Annotated in this window: 17 protein-coding genes; 7 read left to right on the top strand and 10 right to left on the bottom strand. The window is 57.2% G+C overall.

What is annotated here, in order from left to right:
* Nucleotides 1-23: 23 nt before the first annotated feature.
* Nucleotides 24-1412, top strand: a complete 1389-nt coding sequence (locus I6L58_RS13720) for a phosphohexomutase domain-containing protein (protein WP_088209487.1) — start codon at nt 24-26, stop codon at nt 1410-1412.
* Nucleotides 1409-2491 (top strand): ABC transporter ATP-binding protein, encoded by a 1083-nt coding sequence (locus I6L58_RS13715; protein WP_088209486.1) that lies wholly within the window; start codon nt 1409-1411, stop codon nt 2489-2491. The genes I6L58_RS13720 and I6L58_RS13715 overlap by 4 nt, the downstream gene beginning before the upstream one ends.
* A 32-nt stretch (nt 2492-2523) precedes the next feature.
* On the opposite strand, the gene metE is transcribed toward I6L58_RS13715, so the two are convergent.
* Nucleotides 2524-4785 (bottom strand): 5-methyltetrahydropteroyltriglutamate--homocysteine S-methyltransferase, encoded by a 2262-nt coding sequence (metE, locus tag I6L58_RS13710; protein WP_088209485.1) that lies wholly within the window; start codon nt 4783-4785, stop codon nt 2524-2526.
* 115 nt (nt 4786-4900) lie between these two features.
* Here metE and metR point away from each other — a divergent pair, with 115 nt between their 5' ends.
* Entirely contained in the window at nt 4901-5854 is a 954-nt protein-coding gene (metR, locus tag I6L58_RS13705) for an HTH-type transcriptional regulator MetR (RefSeq protein ID WP_006179262.1), read from the top strand.
* Here the strand turns inward: metR and I6L58_RS13700 are convergent.
* The 3 genes from I6L58_RS13700 to pldB all read right to left on the bottom strand — a co-directional run bounded on the left by I6L58_RS13700 (nt 5742) and on the right by pldB (nt 8549).
* Nucleotides 5742-6641: a carboxylate/amino acid/amine transporter gene (locus I6L58_RS13700; RefSeq protein WP_006179261.1), complete on the bottom strand. Its 900-nt coding sequence runs from the start codon at nt 6639-6641 to the stop codon at nt 5742-5744. The genes metR and I6L58_RS13700 overlap by 113 nt on opposite strands.
* 82 nt (nt 6642-6723) lie before the next feature.
* Nucleotides 6724-7524 carry a sugar/pyridoxal phosphate phosphatase YigL gene (gene yigL / locus I6L58_RS13695; RefSeq protein ID WP_006179260.1) on the bottom strand — a complete coding sequence of 267 codons (801 nt, stop codon included), beginning with the start codon at nt 7522-7524 and terminating at the stop codon, nt 6724-6726.
* A gap of 32 nt (nt 7525-7556) precedes the next feature.
* Complete coding sequence (pldB, locus tag I6L58_RS13690) at nt 7557-8549, bottom strand: lysophospholipase L2 (RefSeq protein ID WP_006179259.1); 993 nt, start codon at nt 8547-8549, stop codon at nt 7557-7559.
* A 109-nt stretch (nt 8550-8658) separates the two neighbouring features.
* Here pldB and rhtB point away from each other — a divergent pair, with 109 nt between their 5' ends.
* Nucleotides 8659-9279: a homoserine/homoserine lactone efflux protein gene (gene rhtB / locus I6L58_RS13685; protein ID WP_088209484.1), complete on the top strand. Its 621-nt coding sequence runs from the start codon at nt 8659-8661 to the stop codon at nt 9277-9279.
* On the opposite strand, the gene rhtC is transcribed toward rhtB, so the two are convergent.
* Together rhtC and recQ are read right to left on the bottom strand one after the other, a co-directional pair.
* On the bottom strand, nt 9276-9896 hold the full coding sequence (gene rhtC / locus I6L58_RS13680) for a threonine export protein RhtC (RefSeq protein WP_006179256.1): 621 nt from the start codon (nt 9894-9896) through the stop codon (nt 9276-9278). The genes rhtB and rhtC overlap by 4 nt on opposite strands.
* Before the next feature lie 61 nt (nt 9897-9957).
* Nucleotides 9958-11787, bottom strand: coding sequence for an ATP-dependent DNA helicase RecQ (recQ, locus tag I6L58_RS13675; RefSeq protein ID WP_058610829.1), 1830 nt, complete (start codon nt 11785-11787; stop codon nt 9958-9960).
* A 406-nt stretch (nt 11788-12193) separates the two neighbouring features.
* On the opposite strand from recQ, the gene I6L58_RS13670 reads away from it, so the two are divergent.
* Nucleotides 12194-12715, top strand: coding sequence for a YbjP/YqhG family protein (locus tag I6L58_RS13670; RefSeq protein WP_088209483.1), 522 nt, complete (start codon nt 12194-12196; stop codon nt 12713-12715).
* Between the two features lie 76 nt (nt 12716-12791).
* On the opposite strand, the gene pldA is transcribed toward I6L58_RS13670, so the two are convergent.
* The gene (pldA, locus tag I6L58_RS13665) at nt 12792-13661 is read right to left on the bottom strand and encodes a phospholipase A (protein WP_006179246.1); all 870 of its coding nucleotides are present in this window, start codon (nt 13659-13661) and stop codon (nt 12792-12794) included.
* A gap of 162 nt (nt 13662-13823) precedes the next feature.
* Between pldA and yigI the strand changes: the two genes are divergently transcribed.
* A complete protein-coding gene (gene yigI / locus I6L58_RS13660) occupies nt 13824-14291 on the top strand; it encodes an acyl-CoA thioesterase YigI (protein WP_088209482.1) in 468 nt (155 codons plus the stop codon).
* 51 nt (nt 14292-14342) lie between these two features.
* Entirely contained in the window at nt 14343-15239 is an 897-nt protein-coding gene (gene rarD / locus I6L58_RS13655; RefSeq protein ID WP_006179244.1) for an EamA family transporter RarD, read from the top strand.
* A gap of 84 nt (nt 15240-15323) precedes the next feature.
* Here rarD and corA read toward each other — a convergent pair whose 3' ends face one another.
* From corA to uvrD, 3 genes are all read right to left on the bottom strand, one after another.
* Nucleotides 15324-16274: a magnesium/cobalt transporter CorA gene (gene corA, locus I6L58_RS13650; protein ID WP_006179243.1), complete on the bottom strand. Its 951-nt coding sequence runs from the start codon at nt 16272-16274 to the stop codon at nt 15324-15326.
* Nucleotides 16275-16425: 151 nt separating this feature from the next.
* Nucleotides 16426-16482, bottom strand: a complete 57-nt coding sequence (ysgD, locus tag I6L58_RS13645) for a YsgD/CorL family protein (RefSeq protein ID WP_212743980.1) — start codon at nt 16480-16482, stop codon at nt 16426-16428.
* Nucleotides 16483-16631: 149 nt separating this feature from the next.
* A complete protein-coding gene (gene uvrD / locus I6L58_RS13640; protein ID WP_088209481.1) occupies nt 16632-18794 on the bottom strand; it encodes a DNA helicase II in 2163 nt (720 codons plus the stop codon).
* Nucleotides 18795-18831 lie beyond the last annotated feature (37 nt).

The following is an 18831-nucleotide window of genomic DNA, read 5'->3' as shown; positions in this document are numbered from 1 at the left end:
CCTGCTTAAGATAAGAGTGAACTATGGATGAACTAACGTGCTTTAAAACATATGACATTCGTGGCGAAGTTAACGTCAATCTCACGCCTGACATTGCGCGTCGCATCGGACGGGCGTATGCCATTTGGCTACATCCCCGGCGCGTGGTGGTAGGGGCTGATGTCCGCCTCAGTTCGGAGGCGCTAAAAACGGCTCTCATCGACGGGCTTACCGCAGGCGGCGTCGAGGTCATCGACCTGGGCATGACCGGTACGGAAGAGGTCTATTTCGCCACCCGGGAATTGCGAGCAGACGGAGGGATCCAGGTAACGGCGAGCCACAATCCCGCTCAATACAACGGCTTTAAGTTGGTTGGTCTTGAGGCGCGCCCAATCAGTAATGACAACGGTTTGCTGGAGATCAAAGCGCTGGCGGAGCAAAACCGCTTTCCCCCCTGCGTGCGTCGTGGAGGCGTTTTTCCCTTCGACAATCGCCCGGCCTGGGTGAACTGCCTGCTGCGAGTTCTCACGGCGCCCCCGAAACGCACGTTACGCCTGGTGGTCAACGCCGGGCACGGCACCGCAGGTCCGGCGCTGGATGCACTTGATGCAGGCTTAAAGCGTGCGGGCGTGTCGGTCGAGTTTATCCGTATTCATCACCAGCCAGATGGCCGTTTTCCCGCTGGCGTACCCAACCCCATGCTGCCGGAAAACCGGCAAAGCACCCGGCAGGCCGTCATCGAACATCACGCCGATGCTGGCATCGCCTGGGACGGTGATTTCGATCGCTGTTTTTTCTTCGACGAGCGCGGAGATTACGTTGAGAACTATTATCTGGTGGGGCTGTTTGCCGAATATTTTCTGCGGCGCTATCCGGGCAGCCGCATCATTCTTGACCCCCGCTTAATCTGGAACACGCTCGACGTCGTTGCACGCTGCGGCGGCACCGCCATCGTCAGTAAAACCGGGCATGCCTTCATCAAAGCCCGGATGCGAAGGGAAAACGCCATTTACGGCGGCGAGATGAGTGGCCATCACTATTTTCGCGATTTCGGCTACTGCGATAGCGGTATGATCCCGCTGGTCCTGATGCTCCAGATCCTGGGCGCAGACGCGCAACCGCTCTCTCACCTGATGCGCCACGCGCAGGCCCGCTATCCGGTGTCTGGCGAGATCAACCTGACGGTCAACGAGCCCGCTGCTCTTCTCCATGACGTCGCAGCGCACTATGCCCCGTCCGCCTCCGGACGCGACGACTGTGACGGCCTGAGCCTGGCTTTCGCAGACTGGCGTTTTAACCTGCGCGCCTCCAATACCGAGCCGCTGGTTCGCCTTAATGTTGAAACGCGGGGAGATGCCGCCCTGCTTGTCCATAAAACCCATGAAGTACTGATGCTGATTTCTGCCCTGCAAGCGGCTAAGGAGACGTTATGACCTCTCTGTCATTACGGCATATTCATAAAAAGTACGATAAAAACGTCATCGTGGCGGATCTGTCGCTGGAGATAGCATCGGGAGAATTTATCGTTCTCGTTGGCCCCTCCGGGTGTGGGAAATCGACGCTGCTGCGCATGATTGCGGGGTTAGAGGCGCCCGACAGCGGCATGCTGATGATGGGGGATGAGGATGTCACCCACCTGGCGGCGGGCAAGCGGAGCCTGTCGATGGTTTTCCAGTCCTACGCCCTTTACCCGCATATGACCGTGCGGGAGAACCTCGCCTTTGGCTTGCGCAATATCCACACCCCGGAGGCCGACATTGCGCAGCGCATCAACCATGCCGCCGCCATGCTCAGGCTGGACGAACTGCTCGACAGGCTTCCGCAACACCTTTCCGGCGGCCAGCGCCAGCGCGTGGCGATAGGTCGTTCTATTGTCCAGCAGCCCGCGCTATTCCTGTTTGACGAACCGCTTTCTAACCTGGACGCCGCGCTGCGGGTTGAAATGCGCCAGGAGATCCAGCAGCTCCACAACACCCTGAAAAACACCATGATTTACGTCACGCACGATCAGGTCGAAGCGATGACGCTGGCCGACCGTATCGTGGTGATGTGTAAAGGTAATATTGAGCAAACGGGAACGCCGCTTGAGCTGTACAACGCCCCGGCCAACCGCTTCGTGGCAGAATTTATCGGCACGCCAAAAATCAATATGTTACCCGCCGTCTGGCAGCAGGGCGCATTGCATATCGATCCAGATACCGTCTTTGCACTTTCCCGTCAGCCCGCAGGCATTCAGGAGGGGGAGTCAGTGTTTGTCGCGATCCGCCCTGAACACCTGCGTTATCAGCAACCGGGGGAGTTTAGCCTCAGCGGAAAAACGCGGTTATGCGAACTGCAGGGGGATTCAACGCTGGTGTGGCTGGATGTGGCGGGCCACGCCGTGTGTCTGAAATCCTTCCAGCAGCTGAGTCTGCCTGCGCAGCAGCCTATAACACTGACCGTGCAGGAGGCCCATCTGCACCTCTTTGACACAGCAGGTAAGCGGATTGCATTGACGGAAAATGCCGCCTGAGCGCGATGTCAGGCGGCGTGAAAGGCTTAAGCTTACCCCTGACGCAAGTTTTGCGCCGCCTTCACCATGTTTGCCAGGGCGCTTCGGGTTTCCGGCCAGCCGCGGGTTTTCAGGCCGCAGTCCGGGTTCACCCACAGGCGCTCTGCCGGAATGCGCTGGGCGGCCTTCTTCAGCAGAGACTCAATCCACTCCACGCTGGGCACGTTTGGCGAGTGAATGTCGTACACGCCCGGCCCGATTTCATTCGGGTAATCAAACTCCTCGAACGATTCCAGCAACTCCATGTCCGAGCGTGAAGTCTCAATGGTGATCACGTCGGCGTCCAGCGCGGCGATAGCGTCCATGATGTCGTTAAACTCGCAGTAACACATGTGGGTGTGGATCTGCGTGTCGTCCTTCGCCACGGCAGCGTTGATGCGAAATGCCTCCACGCCCCACTTCAGATAGGCGTCCCAGTCGCTGCGGCGCAGCGGCAGGCCTTCACGCAGCGCCGGTTCATCAATCTGGATGATGCCGATGCCCGCCGCCTCGAGGTCCGCCACTTCGTCACGCAGCGCCAGCGCGATTTGCTTCGCGATGGTTTCGCGGCTAACGTCTTCCCGCGGGAAAGACCAGCATAGAATGGTCACCGGGCCGGTCAGCATGCCTTTCACCGGCTTGTCGGTCAGCGACTGGGCGTACTTCGCCCACTCCACGGTGATCGCTTCCGGGCGGCTGATATCGCCGATCACCACCGGCGGCTTCACGCAGCGGGAGCCATAGCTCTGGACCCAGCCGTTCTGGGTAAAGACGAAACCGTCGAGATGCTCGCCGAAATACTCCACCATGTCGTTACGCTCGGCTTCGCCGTGAACCAGCACGTCCAGGCCGAGACGCTCCTGCTCGGTAATCGCCTGCCTGATGTGCTCAGCGATACCGGTGCGGTAGTGGCTGGCGTCCAGTTTGCCCTTTTTGAAGTCGAGACGCAGACCGCGGATTTCAGTCGTCTGCGGGAACGAGCCGATAGTGGTGGTCGGCCAGGCAGGCAGGTTAAAGCGGGCACGCTGGGCTTCAGCACGTACCTCATAGGCGCTCTGACGCTGGCTGTCCTGGGCGGTAATGGCCGCCAGGCGTTTCTCTACCGCCGGGTTGTGAACGCGGGACGAGTGACGACGCGCCTGAATCGGGGCGCTCCATTCGGCAATCGCCGCCGTGTTGCCGCTGTTAAGGGCGTCGCGCAGCAGGGCCAGCTCCTGGCATTTCTGCAGGGCAAAGGCAAACCAGCTTTTCACTTCCGCATCCAGACGGGTTTCAACGCTCAGGTCGATGGGGCTGTGCAGCAGCGAGCAGGACGATGCGACCCACAGCTCACGTTTCCCGACAATGTCTTTAATTTGTGCATATTTCTCGGTCAGATCGGCGCGCCAGACGTTACGACCGTTGATCAGGCCTGCGGATAATAGCCACTCTTCCGGCAGGCGTTTGTGCAGCGCTACCACATCGTCTTTGCCGTGGACCAGGTCAACGTGCAGGCCCTGCACCGGCAGCGCGGTAATGGTATTCAGGTTCGGCGTGACACCTTCAAAATAGGTGGTCAGGAGCAGCTTCACCTGCCCGGTAAGCGCGGCATATGCCGGCTTGAAGGCATCCAGCCACGCCTGCGGCAGCTCCAGTACCAGCGCAGGCTCATCGATTTGTACCCACTGAATACCGCGTTTACCCAGCTCAATCAGCACCTGTTTGTAGACCGGCAGAATGTCGTTCAGCAGGCTCAGACGGTCGAACGGCTCGCCTTTGACCTTGCCCAGCCACAGGTACGTCACCGGCCCCAGCAGGACAGGTTTCACCTGATGCCCCAGCGCCAGCGCTTCGTCCACTTCATCCAGAAGCTGGGTCCAGGTCAGTCTGAACTGCTGACCTTTCACAAACTCAGGCACCATATAGTGATAGTTGGTGTTGAACCATTTGGTCATTTCCGCCGCTGCCGCTGGCTCACCCGTTGGCGCACGGCCACGGCCAATGCGGAACAGGGTGTCGATATCTACCGATCCATCGCTGTTCTGATGACGAGCCGGCACGTTGCCAAGCAGCAGGCTGGTGGTCAGAACATGGTCGTACCAGGCGAAATCGCCCACGGGCAGCAGGTCAATGCCTGCGTCTTTCTGCTGGTCCCAGTGACGTGCGCGCAGCTCGCGGCCCGTTGCCAGCAATTCTTCACGGCTGAGGTTGCCCGCCCAGTAGCTTTCCTGCGCTTTTTTCAGCTCGCGACGCAGACCAACGCGAGGGAAACCGAGAGTGTGATTACGGATTGTCATGGTGTGCCCCTTGTGAAATTCGTTATTTAGACGTCCAGATGTTTACACATCTATAATTGGCAGGTACTGTATATTCCTCAAGCGCAAATTGTTCATGGCGAAGTGAAGGACTTTCATGATCGAGATAAAACACCTGAAAACGCTACAAGCGTTGCGGAACTGCGGTTCACTCGCGGCGGCGGCGGCCACGCTGCATCAGACCCAGTCCGCACTTTCTCACCAGTTCAGCGATCTGGAACAACGCCTTGGCTTTCGTCTGTTTGTGCGTAAGAGCCAGCCGCTGCGCTTTACGCCGCAGGGTGAAATTCTGCTCCAGCTCGCGAATCAGGTGCTGCCGCAGATTGCGAGCGCCCTGCAGTCCTGCAACGAGCCGCAGCAGACCAGGCTGCGCATCGCCATTGAGTGCCACAGCTGTATTCAGTGGCTGACCCCCGCGCTTGAGAACTTCCGCCAGAAGTGGCCGCAGGTGGAGATGGACTTTACCTCCGGCGTGACGTTTGATCCTCAGCCTTCGCTCCAGCAGGGCGAGCTGGATCTGGTGATGACCTCGGACATACTGCCGCGCAGCGGGCTGCACTATTCCCCGATGTTTGATTTCGAGGTGCGTCTGGTGCTGGCCCCGGACCATCCGCTGGCCGCCAAAACGCGCATCAGCCCTGAAGACCTGGCCACGGAAACGCTGCTGATTTACCCGGTTCAGCGCAGCCGACTGGATATCTGGCGTCATTTCCTCCAGCCAGCGGGCATCAGCCCACAGCTGAAAAGCGTGGATAACACCCTGCTGTTGATTCAGATGGTTGCCGCCAGAATGGGCATCGCGGCGCTGCCGCACTGGGTGGTGGAGAGTTTTGAACGCCAGGGCCTGGTGGTGACCAAAACCCTGGGTGAAGGACTGTGGAGCCGGCTGTACGCCGCCGTGCGCGATGGCGAGCAGCGTCAGCCGATTACGGAAGCGTTTATTCGCTCAACGCGGAACCACGCGTGCGACCATCTTCCGTTTGTGCGGAGCGCGGAGCGACCCAACGGCGATGCACCCACAGCGAAGCCAGGATCACTGCTCCCCCAATAATGAAGCTCGGCCAGTGCGGCTGTTCCTGCCAGATCGCCAGGTTGACCAGCAGCCCGGCAGGCACGTGAACGTTGTTCATGATCCCCAGCGTACCGGCGTCGACCTGGGTCGCGCCGTAGTTCCACATGAAGTAACCCAGCCCGGACGCGACCACGCCCAGCCATACCAGAACGCCCCACTGTAGCGACGTGGTCGGCAGCTTCTGCGGATTGCCGAGCATAAACCACGCCGCTACCGCAACGATTGCCGCGCCCATATAGAACCAGGCAAAGGCGTTGTGCTGCGGCATCGGGCGGGTCTCCATCAGGCGCTTGTAGCCCACCATGCCGATGGCAAAGCTGATATTGGCAAGCTGGACGAACATCAGCCCGGTCCAGAAGTGATCGCTTACTTTGTCATAACGAATAATCGCCGCCCCCACGACCGCCAGCGCAGCGCTTAGCAGATATCCCCAGCGCAGACGACGCCTGCTGAGCAGATCGTAGATCAGCGTGATGTACAGCGGCGTAAGCACGGTAAAGAGCAGGAATTCCGAGACGGACAGGTAAACGTAGGCCCGGAAGCTGAACAGATACATGATGCCGAGCTGCATCGCGCCCACCAGCATGTACAGCAGAAGAGTTTTCAGCGTTTGCCCGCGCGTGCGCAGAAACGGCAGGAACACCAGCGCCGCCAGCCCCACGCGCATCAGCACCGAGAAGTAGCTGTCGACCGAACCGGCAAGGTATTCGCCAATCAGGCTAAAGGAGAAGGCCCACAGGATGGTGGTGATAATGAGTAGCGCCACAATGCTTGTCTCTCAGAAAGAAGGACAGGCATTGTAGCGAACTCTTTAGTTGACGACTGAGCAATAAATAACCGAATGAAGATTATTCAAGAAACAGTTTGCGCAGGTACTTCGGCACCGCGTTGTCGCCGTTGGTACCGATGACTTCCAGCTCAGGATGCAGATCTTTCAGGCGCTGGTGCGCGTTCTGCATGATGCAGCCTTTGCCCGCCATAGAGAGCATCTCAGCATCGTTCATGCCGTCGCCAAAGGCGATACAGTCTTTCAGCCCGAAGCCCAGACGTTTGGCTACCGCTTCCAGCGCATGGCCTTTAGAGACCCCGCCCGCCATCACTTCCAGACAGGTCAGCGTTGAGAAGCTGACGTTCACCCGGTCGCCCCAGCGCGCATTAATCGCCTGCTCCAGCGGCAGCAGCTCTTCGTGGTTTTCGCAGGTAAAGAACACTTTGCTGATCCCTTCCGGATCCAGCAGGCCCGGTTCGTACAGGGAGTAGTTAAACACGGCTTCCTTGAAGAAACGCATCTCGTCCGGGCGGTGGCGGTTCATAAACCACTCGTCGTCACGGTACACGTTGGTGACGATATTCGGGTTGTTGTTCACCACGCCGAAGAGGTCGGTGGCGATGTCGCGGTCGAGGTTATGGGTAAAGATCAGGTTGCCATCGGTGTCGTGCACGCGCGCACCGTTGGAGGTAATCATGTAGGCTTTGATCTCCAGGTTATCGCGGATCTGCCCCACGTCTACGTGGTGGCGGCCAGTGGCGAACACAAAGTTCACGCCACGGGCGGTCAGGAGTTTTAAGGTCTCTTTCGCGTAAGGCGACAGGGTGTGGTCGGGCGAAAGCAGCGTGCCATCTAAATCAGATGCGACAACCTGGTACATAGGGATTTCAACCTCTGGTAAAAAAACAAGAATCAGTTATGCCTGTTGAAAAATTCAACGATGGCGTTAAGCGCGACTGAGCGCATGTCGTCCTTTTCGAAAAGGATCTCATGGTACGCGCCGTTTATGACCAGCGGTTTACCCCCTTCACAAGGGTGTCCGGCGGCGGCGCGCAGTTCACAAAAGCGGTCATGCATGCGGTTATCGACCACACGCTCCTCTTCCGCCTGGATTAACAATGTCGGGGTGGCGTCATTCGCCACGCCTGCCAGCACCTGTTCACCCGCAAGGATACCTTCCCGCACCCAGTGCCAGGTAGGGCCACCGACGCGCAAGCGTGGTTCATCGGCATAAAAACGCAGATTACGGCGATAGCGCTGCCGGCTGTGGGTCAGCACGTTGATGGCAAACGGCAGCGCACGCCACCGCCCTGTGCCGATGGCATACCCCTCTCGAATGCGCTGATGGCCCTCAGCCCAGTCGAGAATGTGGCGCACCATCCAGTCAGGAAAACGAATGACAATGCCATACATCGGCGCGGTCAGCGCAATGGCATCGCACTGGTGTTCATGGCGTTGCAAAAAGAGCGTAGAGATAGCGCCACCCATAGAGTGCGCCAGGATATAGCGCTTACGCCACGGGCCCGGCTCCACTTCCTGCTGCCAGAAGGCGGCCAAATCGTCGACATAATCGCTGAAATTATCCACGTGGCCGCGATGGGTGTCCGGCAACATGCGCCCGGAAAGCCCCTGCCCGCGGTGATCGATGATCAGAACATCAAAACCGGTGTGAACCAGGTCATAGGCCAGTTCCGCATATTTAACATAGCTCTCGATGCGTCCGGGACAGACGACAACCACACGATCGTTTTTCTCGTTGCGAAAACGCACGAAACGTACCGGAACATCACCCACGCCCGTAAACTCATCTTCCTCACGCTGACGCCAGAAGTCGGTCAGCGGCCCCATAGAGAAAGCAGCAAATGCGTTTTCTCGAGTTTCCCAGTCCTTTTTCTGCTGAAACATCGGGTTTCCACCCCCGTAAGCCAAGGAATATCGTTTTTTCGTAACCGGTCACAAAATGACTCAACAATAGCGTATTGTGGCATAAAAACAGACGATTCGGGAGCTTCAAATGACCTTCGAGTGGTGGTTCGCGTACCTGCTGACATCCATCATCCTCAGCCTTTCCCCTGGCTCTGGCGCCATCAACACCATGACCACCTCTATTAACCACGGGTATCGCGGCGCGGTTGCCTCTATTGCCGGTTTACAAACCGGGCTGGGCATCCACATCATGCTGGTGGGGATTGGTCTGGGAACGCTGTTCTCCCGCTCGGTGCTGGCATTTGAGGTGCTGAAATGGGCCGGTGCGGCATACCTGATTTGGCTGGGTATTCAGCAGTGGCGCGCGGCAGGCTCGATTGACCTGAACACGCTCGCCCAGACGCAAACCCGTGGCCGTCTGTTTAAACGGGCGGTTTTTGTGAACCTGACTAACCCGAAAAGCATCGTCTTTCTTGCCGCCCTGTTCCCGCAGTTTATCGTGCCGCATCAGCCACAGGTGATGCAGTATGTGGTGCTCGGCGCGACGACCATCATTGTCGATATCATCGTGATGATTGGCTACGCGACGCTGGCCCAGCGGATTGCGGCGTGGATTAAAGGGCCTAAACAGATGAAGGCCCTGAACAAGGTATTTGGTTCGCTGTTTATGCTGGTGGGCGCGCTGCTTGCGTCAGCGCGTCATGCTTAGCGGGAAATGATAAGGTGGATGCCAAAGCCGGCGAACAGCGCGCCGGCAAAGCCGTCGATCCACTTCGCGATGCGCTGGTAGCCGCGGCGCATGGCCGGTAACGCAAACAGGCTGGCGACCACGGTAAACCACGCAAAAGTTTCTACCACGATCAGCAGGAAGATCCCCCAGCGCGCGCCTGCGCCGACGTTATCGCCCACGAACAGCGAGAACACGGAACCGAAATAGATAATCGCCTTCGGGTTCGCCAGGTTGGTCAGCAGCCCTTTCACAAAGCTGCGGCCGCCGGTCGCCAGTTCTACCTTCGGCTCTTCCGGCTTTTTCTCTTCTTTCTTCAGCGCGCCGCGCAGCATCTGGTAGCCCATCCAGCACAGATACAGGCCGCCGCCGACCATGATGATGTTATGCAGCCAGGCCATCTTCGCCAGAATCAGGTTCAGGCCAAGCAGCGCCACCGCCGCCCACACCATGACACCCATGGTAATGCCGAGTACGCCCATCATCGCCTCTTTGCGGGAGCGGCTGACGGCAGTTTGCGATACGAAGAAAAAGTCAGGGCCGGGGCTCATCAGCGCAACGATGTGCACTAATGCCACGGTGAGAAATAGCATTAACATAATTAGCTCGCGGGAAAATAATACAGTGAGTCATCATACTGGCACTTTTTTGGCCGGCTGACTACTCCTCATCATCACCATCGGCATGAGAGCGAATAAGCGCCATAAACTCCTTGCCGAATCGCTCGAGCTTGCGCGTGCCGACACCGTTAACGCTGAGCATTTCACCGGCGCTGAGCGGCATCTGCTCGGCCATCTCTATCAGCGTTGCGTCGTTAAAGACCACATAAGGCGGAATGTTCTCTTCGTCGGCAATGGCTTTACGCAGCTTACGCAGCTTGGCGAACAGCTTGCGGTCATAGTTTCCGCCGTAGGATTTCTGCATCACACGCGGCTTCAGAGCAATAACGCGCGGCACGGCGAGCTTGAGTTCAATTTCACCGCGCAGCACCGGACGCGCCGCTTCGGTAAGCTGAAGCGCGGAGTGTTGAGCAATGTTTTGCGTGGCGAACCCCATGTGGATCAGCTGGCGGATAATGCTGACCCAGTGCTCGTGGCTCTGGTCTTTGCCGATGCCGTAGACGGGTAGCTTGTCGTGGCCCATATCACGGATACGCTGGTTGTTCGCGCCACGCAGCACTTCCACCACGTAGCCCATCCCGAAGCGCTGATTCACGCGGTAGATGGTTGAGAGCGCCTTGCGCGCGTCCATCAGGCCATCGTACTGCTTCGGTGGATCGAGGCAGATATCGCAGTTGCCGCACGGCTCCTGTCGCCCTTCGCCAAAGTAGTTGAGCAGCACCAGACGACGGCAGGTTTGCGCTTCGGCAAACGCGCCCATCGCATTGAGCTTGTGGCGCTCGATATCCTGCAGCTGGCCCTGGGGCTTCTCTTCCAGACAGCGGCGCAGCCACGCCATATCCGCCGGATCGTAAAACAGCATCGCTTCCGCAGGCAGGCCGTCACGCCCGGCGCGGCCCGTTTCCTGATAGTAGGATTCGATATTGCGCGGAATGTCGAAATGCACCACAAAGCGCACGTTGGGCTTGTTAATCCCCATACCGAACGCCACCGTGGCGACGACGATTTGCAGATCGTCGCGCTGGAATTTTTCCTGCACGTCGGCGCGGATGTGGTTTTCTAACCCGGCATGATAGGCCGCGGCGCTAAAGCCACGGTTTTGCAGACGCGCGGCGGTGTCTTCCACCTTCGCACGGCTGTTGCAGTAGATGATGCCCGACTTGCCGCGCTGCTCCTGGACGTAGCGTAAGAGCTGATCCAGCGGTTTGAACTTCTCCATCAGCATGTAGCGGATGTTCGGGCGGTCGAAGCTGCTGACCTGAATAAACGGATCGTTAAGGCCCAGCAGCCGAACGATATCAAGGCGGGTGGTGTCATCGGCGGTGGCGGTGAGCGCCATAAACGGCAGCTCGGGGAAGCGCTGACGCAGCTGGCCAAGCGCGGCATATTCCGGACGGAAATCGTGACCCCACTGGGAGATACAGTGCGCTTCATCCACCGCCAGCAGCACCGGATTCCAGTGCGCCAGGTGATCGAGGAAGTTATCCAGCATCAGGCGTTCCGGCGCGATGTACAGCAGGCGGATCTGCCCGTTACGGCAGCCAGCCATGACGTCCTGCTGCTGTTCGCGGGTCTGCGTGGAGTTAAGACAGGCCGCCGCCACGCCGTTGGCAAGCAGCTGGTCAACCTGGTCTTTCATCAGCGAGATAAGGGGCGATACCACCACCGTCAGGCCGTTAAGCACCAGCGCGGGTACCTGATAGCAGAGCGATTTACCGCCGCCGGTCGGCATGACCACCAGACAATCGCGGCCTTCCAGCACGGTTTCAATGATGGTTTCCTGGCCGGGGCGGAACTGCTGGTAGCCAAAGGTTTCATGCAAAACCTGTTTAGCCAGCGACTCCTGATTCAATACTTCCGCCTGCGCCACATTAACCCCATATGCCAGAAATAAAACTTGAACGAGCAAAAAATCAACCCGAAGGATGAGCATGATAAACGCTCGGCTGAAGAATATCGACTTGGTTTTGACGCTATATGGAAATTTGCGAGGCCGCTAGCATCGGGTTACGCGTCTCGCTTTATCTAACAATCCCTGCCCAAAGAAACATTCACAGAAAAGAGGTAATCGATTGATTTATAGATAATTTCAATGACACATAATGCTTAACGCACATGAGGGATTTAGGCGTTAATTATTCATTCTTATACAATTCAAATGGATAATGTATGAAGTGGAATCCTGTAAAAGCATCGGATTACGCCAGACAGCATGATATGTGGGCAGGGCCAGGCTACAGAGCAAATCGCCCACCACATAAAATCTACAGGAAAAGATGATGTTAAATAGACTGTTGATCGTCGTGCTTATCCTTATGTTGCCCGGCTGCACTCATCAGCAGAACGACACGCCAGAAGCAGCGACGCGATCGTTTTATCAGCAATACCTTCAGGCATTCGCCAATTTTGATCCTGCGGATGCAGCACACTCTCCGCTCGCCGATGATTCCCCGCTTCTCAGAAAATTTGTCTCTTCCGGGACGAGGTTCCGGATAGCTGAGATCCACCAAATTTATGAACAGGAGATCCTGGAAGCCGATTATTTCACCTACTGTCAGGATTACGCACCAGAATGGATAGAGCAACTGGAGGTGGGTAAAGCAGTGATGCAGCCGGGCGGAGCAGTCCTTCCGGTTTATATTGGGATTGGGGAGACAAAGCCGCTGCAACTCATGGTCTGGCTCAGGCAGGAGGATAAAAGCTGGAAAATTTATCGGGTAAGAGATGTCACCCATAATTACGAACAACATATTTTTGATGATGCTGCGATTAATGCCGCCAGAGCCAGCTCCCGGTAACGCCCGGTGACGCTACGCTTACCGGGCCTACAATTTCCTCTTGCAGGCCCGGCAAACGCAATGCAAGTACTTACTCTTAGAAAATATCGTTTAACATCACGCCCACACCGACGCGGGTCTGGTTGAAGTTGTAATCGATAAGCGACTCGCCGTAACCGCTGTAAACCTGGGTGTAGAGGCGCACGTGTTTGGTCATAGGATAGCTTAAGCCCAGTTCTGCGCCACCGTAGCCGGTGTTCCAGTTGTATTGGCCTTTAGCGCTCAGCACTGCGTCACCGATCTGATAGCCAACCTTAAGCTGATAGTAACCCATATATTTGGTGATATCCGGGTTATCGTCGGTATCGCCCACGACGTACCACGGTTTGACTTCCACCATGAAATTGCCGTTCTGCGCCATCAGGCGTGTATAGGCGCGGTTCCAGCTGCGTGAGGTGGGATCGGAACGGCCGTTGGAATCATGGTTGAAACCGAATTCAACGTCACGCAGGGTCCAGCCGGCAAACTCATAATCGGTTGCGAAGCCGAGGAACAGCTGCGGCTCGTAGTTGGTTTCACGAAACGGCGACGATTCTCCACGGTTAGAGAGCTGCCACCAGGATTTCTGGGTATAAGAGGCACCGAGCACCGAGTTAGGCCCGGCGATGCCGCGCCAGAACGGAAACGCGAGGCTTAGCTGGAACTTCACTTCGTCTTTACGCGCATTATCCGACCAGTTGTAAGAACTTATCGCCTCTTTGTTGAGATCGTTGGTCTGGGTGTAAATGACGTAGTTGGTGTCATACGGATAAAGGGTGAACGGATTGTCATGCTCCTGAAGCAGGTTGGCGATGATACTGCCGCGAACGGCTGGCGCATCGTGCACCTTTTTAACCGTGGCTTCCTGCGCATAGGCTGTGAGGGGCAGCGAAACCGCCGCAATTAACCAACCCAGATACGTCCGCATCGGTGGTGTTCTCCTGCAAAGATATAGAATGAGTGAATAGTTATGTGCCGGACATTCTACATACTTCCGCGCCAACTTCCGCCTGTTCGTTTCTGAAAGTGGAATTCCTTATTGCAGAAGCATAAAATCAACATTTTATTAACAATAAGGATGCCGTTTCTCATGTCTGCCACGCTTACCGCCGACGAAGCTTTGAAACTTGTGGGCGAGATTTTTGTTTACCACATGCCGTTTAACCGTGCGCTTGGACTGGAGCTGGAGCGTTATGAGAAAGCCTTTGCCCAGCTGAGCTTCAATAATCAGCCGATGATGGTGGGCAACTGGGCGCAAAGCATATTGCACGGCGGCGTGATTGCTTCCGCGCTGGACGTCGCGGCAGGCCTGGTCTGCGTTGGCAGTACGCTGACGCGCCATGACACCATTAACGAGGATGAACTGCGTCAGCGTTTATCGCGCATGGGAACCATCGATTTACGCGTCGACTACCTGCGTCCGGGGCGCGGAAACCGCTTCACCTGCACCAGCAGCCTGCTCCGTGCGGGCAACAAAGTGGCCGTCGCCCGCGTCGAGTTACATAACGAAGAACACCTGTATATCGCCAGCGCAACGGCCACTTATATGGTGGGTTGAAACGGCAAAATCGCGTAAAATCGCCTCACTACTTTGTAACGGATTATCCTGATGGATGCTAAACAGACGCGGCAGGGCGTTTTACTCGCCCTTGCCGCTTATTTTATTTGGGGCATCGCGCCTGCTTATTTCAAATTTATCCACTATGTGCCCGCCGATGAGATCCTCACTCACCGCGTGATCTGGTCGTTTTTCTTTATGATCGCGCTGATGAGCGTTAGCCGTCAGTGGTCAGGCGTTAAAACGCTCCTGAAAACGCCGAAGAAGGTCTTTCTGCTGGCGCTGTCTGCCGTACTGATTGGCGGCAACTGGCTGCTGTTTATCTGGGCGGTGAATAACCATCACATGCTCGAAGCCAGCCTCGGCTACTTTATTAACCCGCTGGTGAATATTGTGCTGGGGATGATTTTCCTCGGCGAGCGCTTCCGCCGGATGCAGTGGGTGGCCGTGATTTTGGCCTTCTGCGGCGTGCTGGTTCAGCTCTGGACCTTCGGCTCGCTGCCGGTTATCGCCTTAGGCCTGGCGTTCAGCTTTGCGTTCTACGGGCTGGTACGTAAGAAAATCGCCGTTGAAGCGCAAACCGGTATGCTGTTCGAAACCCTGTGGCTGCTGCCAGTGGCCGCGATTTACCTGTTTGGCATTGCCGACAGCGCCACCAGCCACATGGGCAATAACCCCTGGACGCTGAACGTTCTGCTGATGGCGGCGGGCGTGGTCACCACGATCCCGCTTCTGTGCTTCACCGGCGCAGCAACGCGCCTGCGCCTCTCGACGCTCGGCTTCTTCCAGTACATCGGCCCGACGCTGATGTTTCTGCTGGCGGTGGTGTTTTACGGCGAAGTGCCGGGTGCGGATAAGATGGTGACGTTCGCCTTCATCTGGGTCGCACTGGCGATTTTCGTGGCGGATGCAATTTATACCCAGCGCAGGGTGCGTAAAGGCTTGTAGCGCCTTTTTGCCGGATGGCAGCTGCGCCTTATCCGGCCTACACGTTCTGTAGGCCCGGTAAGCGTAGCGCCACCGGGCGGATCCTCAAAGCCAGTTCTTCCGTTTAAAGTACAGATACGGCGCCAGCCCGGCGAGGATCATAAAAATAATCGCCCCCGGGTAGCCAAAGCTCCACTTGAGCTCCGGCATAAACTCAAAGTTCATCCCATAGCTTGAGGCCACAAGCGTAGGCGGCAGGAACACCACGGATACCACCGAGAAGATCTTGATGATGCGGTTCTGCTCGATGTTGATAAAGCCCATCGCCGCCTGCATCAGGAAGTTGACCTTCTGGAACAGGGATTCGTTGTGCGGCAGAAGGGATTCGATATCGCGCAGGATCTCACGCGCCTGTTCCAGCTGGCCACCCGGCAGGCGCGCTTTACGCACCAAAAAGTTCAGGGCGCGCTGGGTATCCATCAGACACAGGCGCACCTTCCAGCCGATATCCTCCAGCTCCGCGAGCGTTGACAGCGCTTCGTCATATTCATCGCCCTGATGGCCTTCCATGATCACGCGGCTCAGCTTTTCCAGGTCGCTGTAGATGTTTTCAATCTCATCCGCCAGCTGTTCAATTTTGGTTTCGAACAGGTCGAGCAGCAGCTCGTAAGCGTTGCCGTCGACCATCGCCTGGCTGCGGGCGCGCATACGGTAAAGACGAAACGCAGGCAGTTCACGCTCGCGCAGGGTAAACAGGCGACCATCGCGGATGGTAAACGCCACGGTGGAGTTCCCCGCGTGATCGTCGGCGTCTTCAAAGAAGAAGAAGGAGTGAATGTGCAGACCGTCTTCGTCTTCAAAAAAACGCGCAGATGCTTCGATATCTTCCAGTTCCGGACGGGTCGCGAGGCTTTGCCCCAGCTCAGATTGTACGCGAAGGCGTTCATCGTCGTCCGGCTCGACCAGATCCACCCATACGGCATCAATGAGGGGCTGTGACTCTTCGGCTTCAAGCCGAGTCAGTCGGTTTTTTTCGAGTTGAAATGCGCTCAACATGACCGGGACTCCCAATGCAAAAAATATCGGACAGTTCGGTGGGCACACAGAAACGATTTGGGTTTCAGACCATTAAACAGCCTGACTCAGCGCGACGGGAATAATGCAGGTCGCTGACAACCACTAAGGCCATCAGCATGAGGAGATAGCCTTAGGAGTTGTTCCTGGATGACAGGGAATTGAGCCAGTATCTACTGGGTGTGTCCAAGGCGAATGTCCTCTTAGCGTAATCGTGCGCGCATGTTACGCCAGCAATAACTGCGGCGTCAACACGCAACGGAACGCGGAAGGGCATTAATTGACCTCCAGCGTATAAGGCTAGCAGATTATTACAAAATAGTGATATTTTTCTGAAAGTTACACAGTTTCCAGCTTCGCATACGCGGCCACCAGCCATTTGATCCCCTGCCCCTGGAACGCCACCTGCAGGCGGCTGTGTTCACCGCTGCCTTCAAGGTTCACAATAGTGCCTTCCCCGAATTTCGAGTGGCGCACGCGCTGGCCCAGCTTGTACCCGGTGTCGTTTTCGGAGATTGGTGCACCCATACGCTGATGGCTGACCGGACGGCTGATGCTGGCGCGCAGGCGTACCTCTTCCACGCACTCTTCCGGCAGTTCACCGATAAAACGCGACGGACGGTGATACACCTCTTTACCGTACAGGCGGCGGGTTTCGGCGTAGGTGAGCGTGAGCTTCTGCATCGCACGCGTCACGCCCACGTAGGCCAGACGACGCTCTTCTTCCAGGCGTCCGCCTTCATCCAGCGACATCTGGCTCGGGAACATCCCCTCTTCCATCCCGACGATAAACACCTGCGGGAACTCCAGGCCTTTCGCGGAGTGCAGGGTCATCAGCTGAACCGCATCCTGCCAGGTGTCCGCCTGCCCTTCGCCTGCTTCCAGCGCGGCGTGGGAGAGGAATGCCTGCAGCGGCATCAGATCTTCGTCTTCTTCGTTGTAGCTGAACTGGCGCGTTGCCGTCACCAGTTCCTCTAAGTTCTCAATACGGGTCTGGCCCTTTTCGCCCTTCTCCTGCTCGTACATCGTTCTCAGGCCGGAGTCTTTAATGACGCGGTCGGTCTGCACGTGCAGCGGCATATCGGCGGTTTCCTGCGCAAGAGCGTCTATCAGCTCAAGGAAGCGTTGCAGCGCGCTGGCCGCACGTCCGGCGAGGGCTTTTTCCTGCAGCAGCTCGCGGCACGCCTGCCACAGCGTAAGCTGACGATCGCGCGACGCCTGACGCACCACGTCCAGCGTGCGATCGCCGATGCCGCGCGTGGGCGTATTGACCACGCGTTCAAACGCTGCGTCGTCGTTACGGTTGGCGATCAGGCGCAGATACGACAGCGCATCTTTAATTTCCTGACGTTCGAAGAATCGCATCCCGCCGTAAATACGGTACGGCATACTCACCTGCAATAGCGCCTCTTCCAGCACGCGCGACTGGGCGTTGCTGCGGTAGAGAATGGCGCACTGCTCCAGCGCGCCGCCGTTGTCCTGCCAGGTCTTGATGCGGTTCACCACGAACCGGGCTTCGTCGAGTTCATTGAACGCACAGTAAAGTGAGATCGGCTCGCCGTCGACGCCGTCGGTCCACAGCTTTTTGCCCAGACGCCCGTTGTTGTTCTCAATCAGGGCGTTAGCCGCGCTCAGAATGTTGCTGGTTGAGCGGTAGTTTTGCTCCAGACGAATGGTTTGCGCACCGGGGAAATCGTTGAGGAAGCGCTGGATGTTTTCCACCTGTGCCCCACGCCAGCCGTAGATAGACTGGTCATCATCGCCGACGATCATGACTTTGCCGGTATCGCCCGCCAGCAGGCGGATCCACGCGTACTGAATGTTGTTGGTATCCTGGAATTCATCCACCAGGATATTGGTGAAGCGCTCGCGGTAGTGCTGGAGAATATGCGGCTTGTTAAGCCACAGCTCGTGCGCGCGCAGCAGCAGCTCGGCAAAATCCACCAGACCGGCGCGATCGCACGCTTCCTGATAGGCCTTGTAAACGTTCTGCCAGGTCTGCTCGACCGGGTTGCCAAAGCTCTGGATATGGTGCGGGCGCAGGCCTTCGTCCTTCTGACCGTTGATGTACCACATTGCCTGACGCGGCGGCCACTGCTTCTCGTCAAGATTCATCGCCTTGATCAGGCGCTTCAGCAGGCGCAGTTGGTCTTCACTGTCGAGGATCTGAAAATCCTGCGGCAGGTTAGCGTCCATATGGTGTGCGCGCAGCAGGCGGTGAGCCAGGCCGTGGAAGGTCCCGACCCACATGCCGCCCTGGCTGTTGCCCATCAGCTGTGCGATACGGTGGCGCATCTCCGCTGCCGCTTTGTTGGTGAACGTCACCGCCATAATGGAGTATGGCGAACAGTTTTCCACGCTCTGCAGCCAGGCGATGCGGTGAACCAGCACGCGCGTCTTACCACTGCCCGCTCCAGCCAGAACCAGCATATTGGTGCGCGTTGCGGCTACCGCATCACGCTGTTTGTCATTAAGGCTGTCGAGCAGGTAAGAAACGTCCATTGGCACCGTCACATAATATTCAGGAACAGAGCAAAAC

Source organism: Enterobacter cancerogenus (assembly GCF_019047785.1).
Lineage (GTDB): Bacteria > Pseudomonadota > Gammaproteobacteria > Enterobacterales > Enterobacteriaceae > Enterobacter > Enterobacter cancerogenus.
This window is presented reverse-complemented; position numbering and strand designations above follow the sequence as displayed.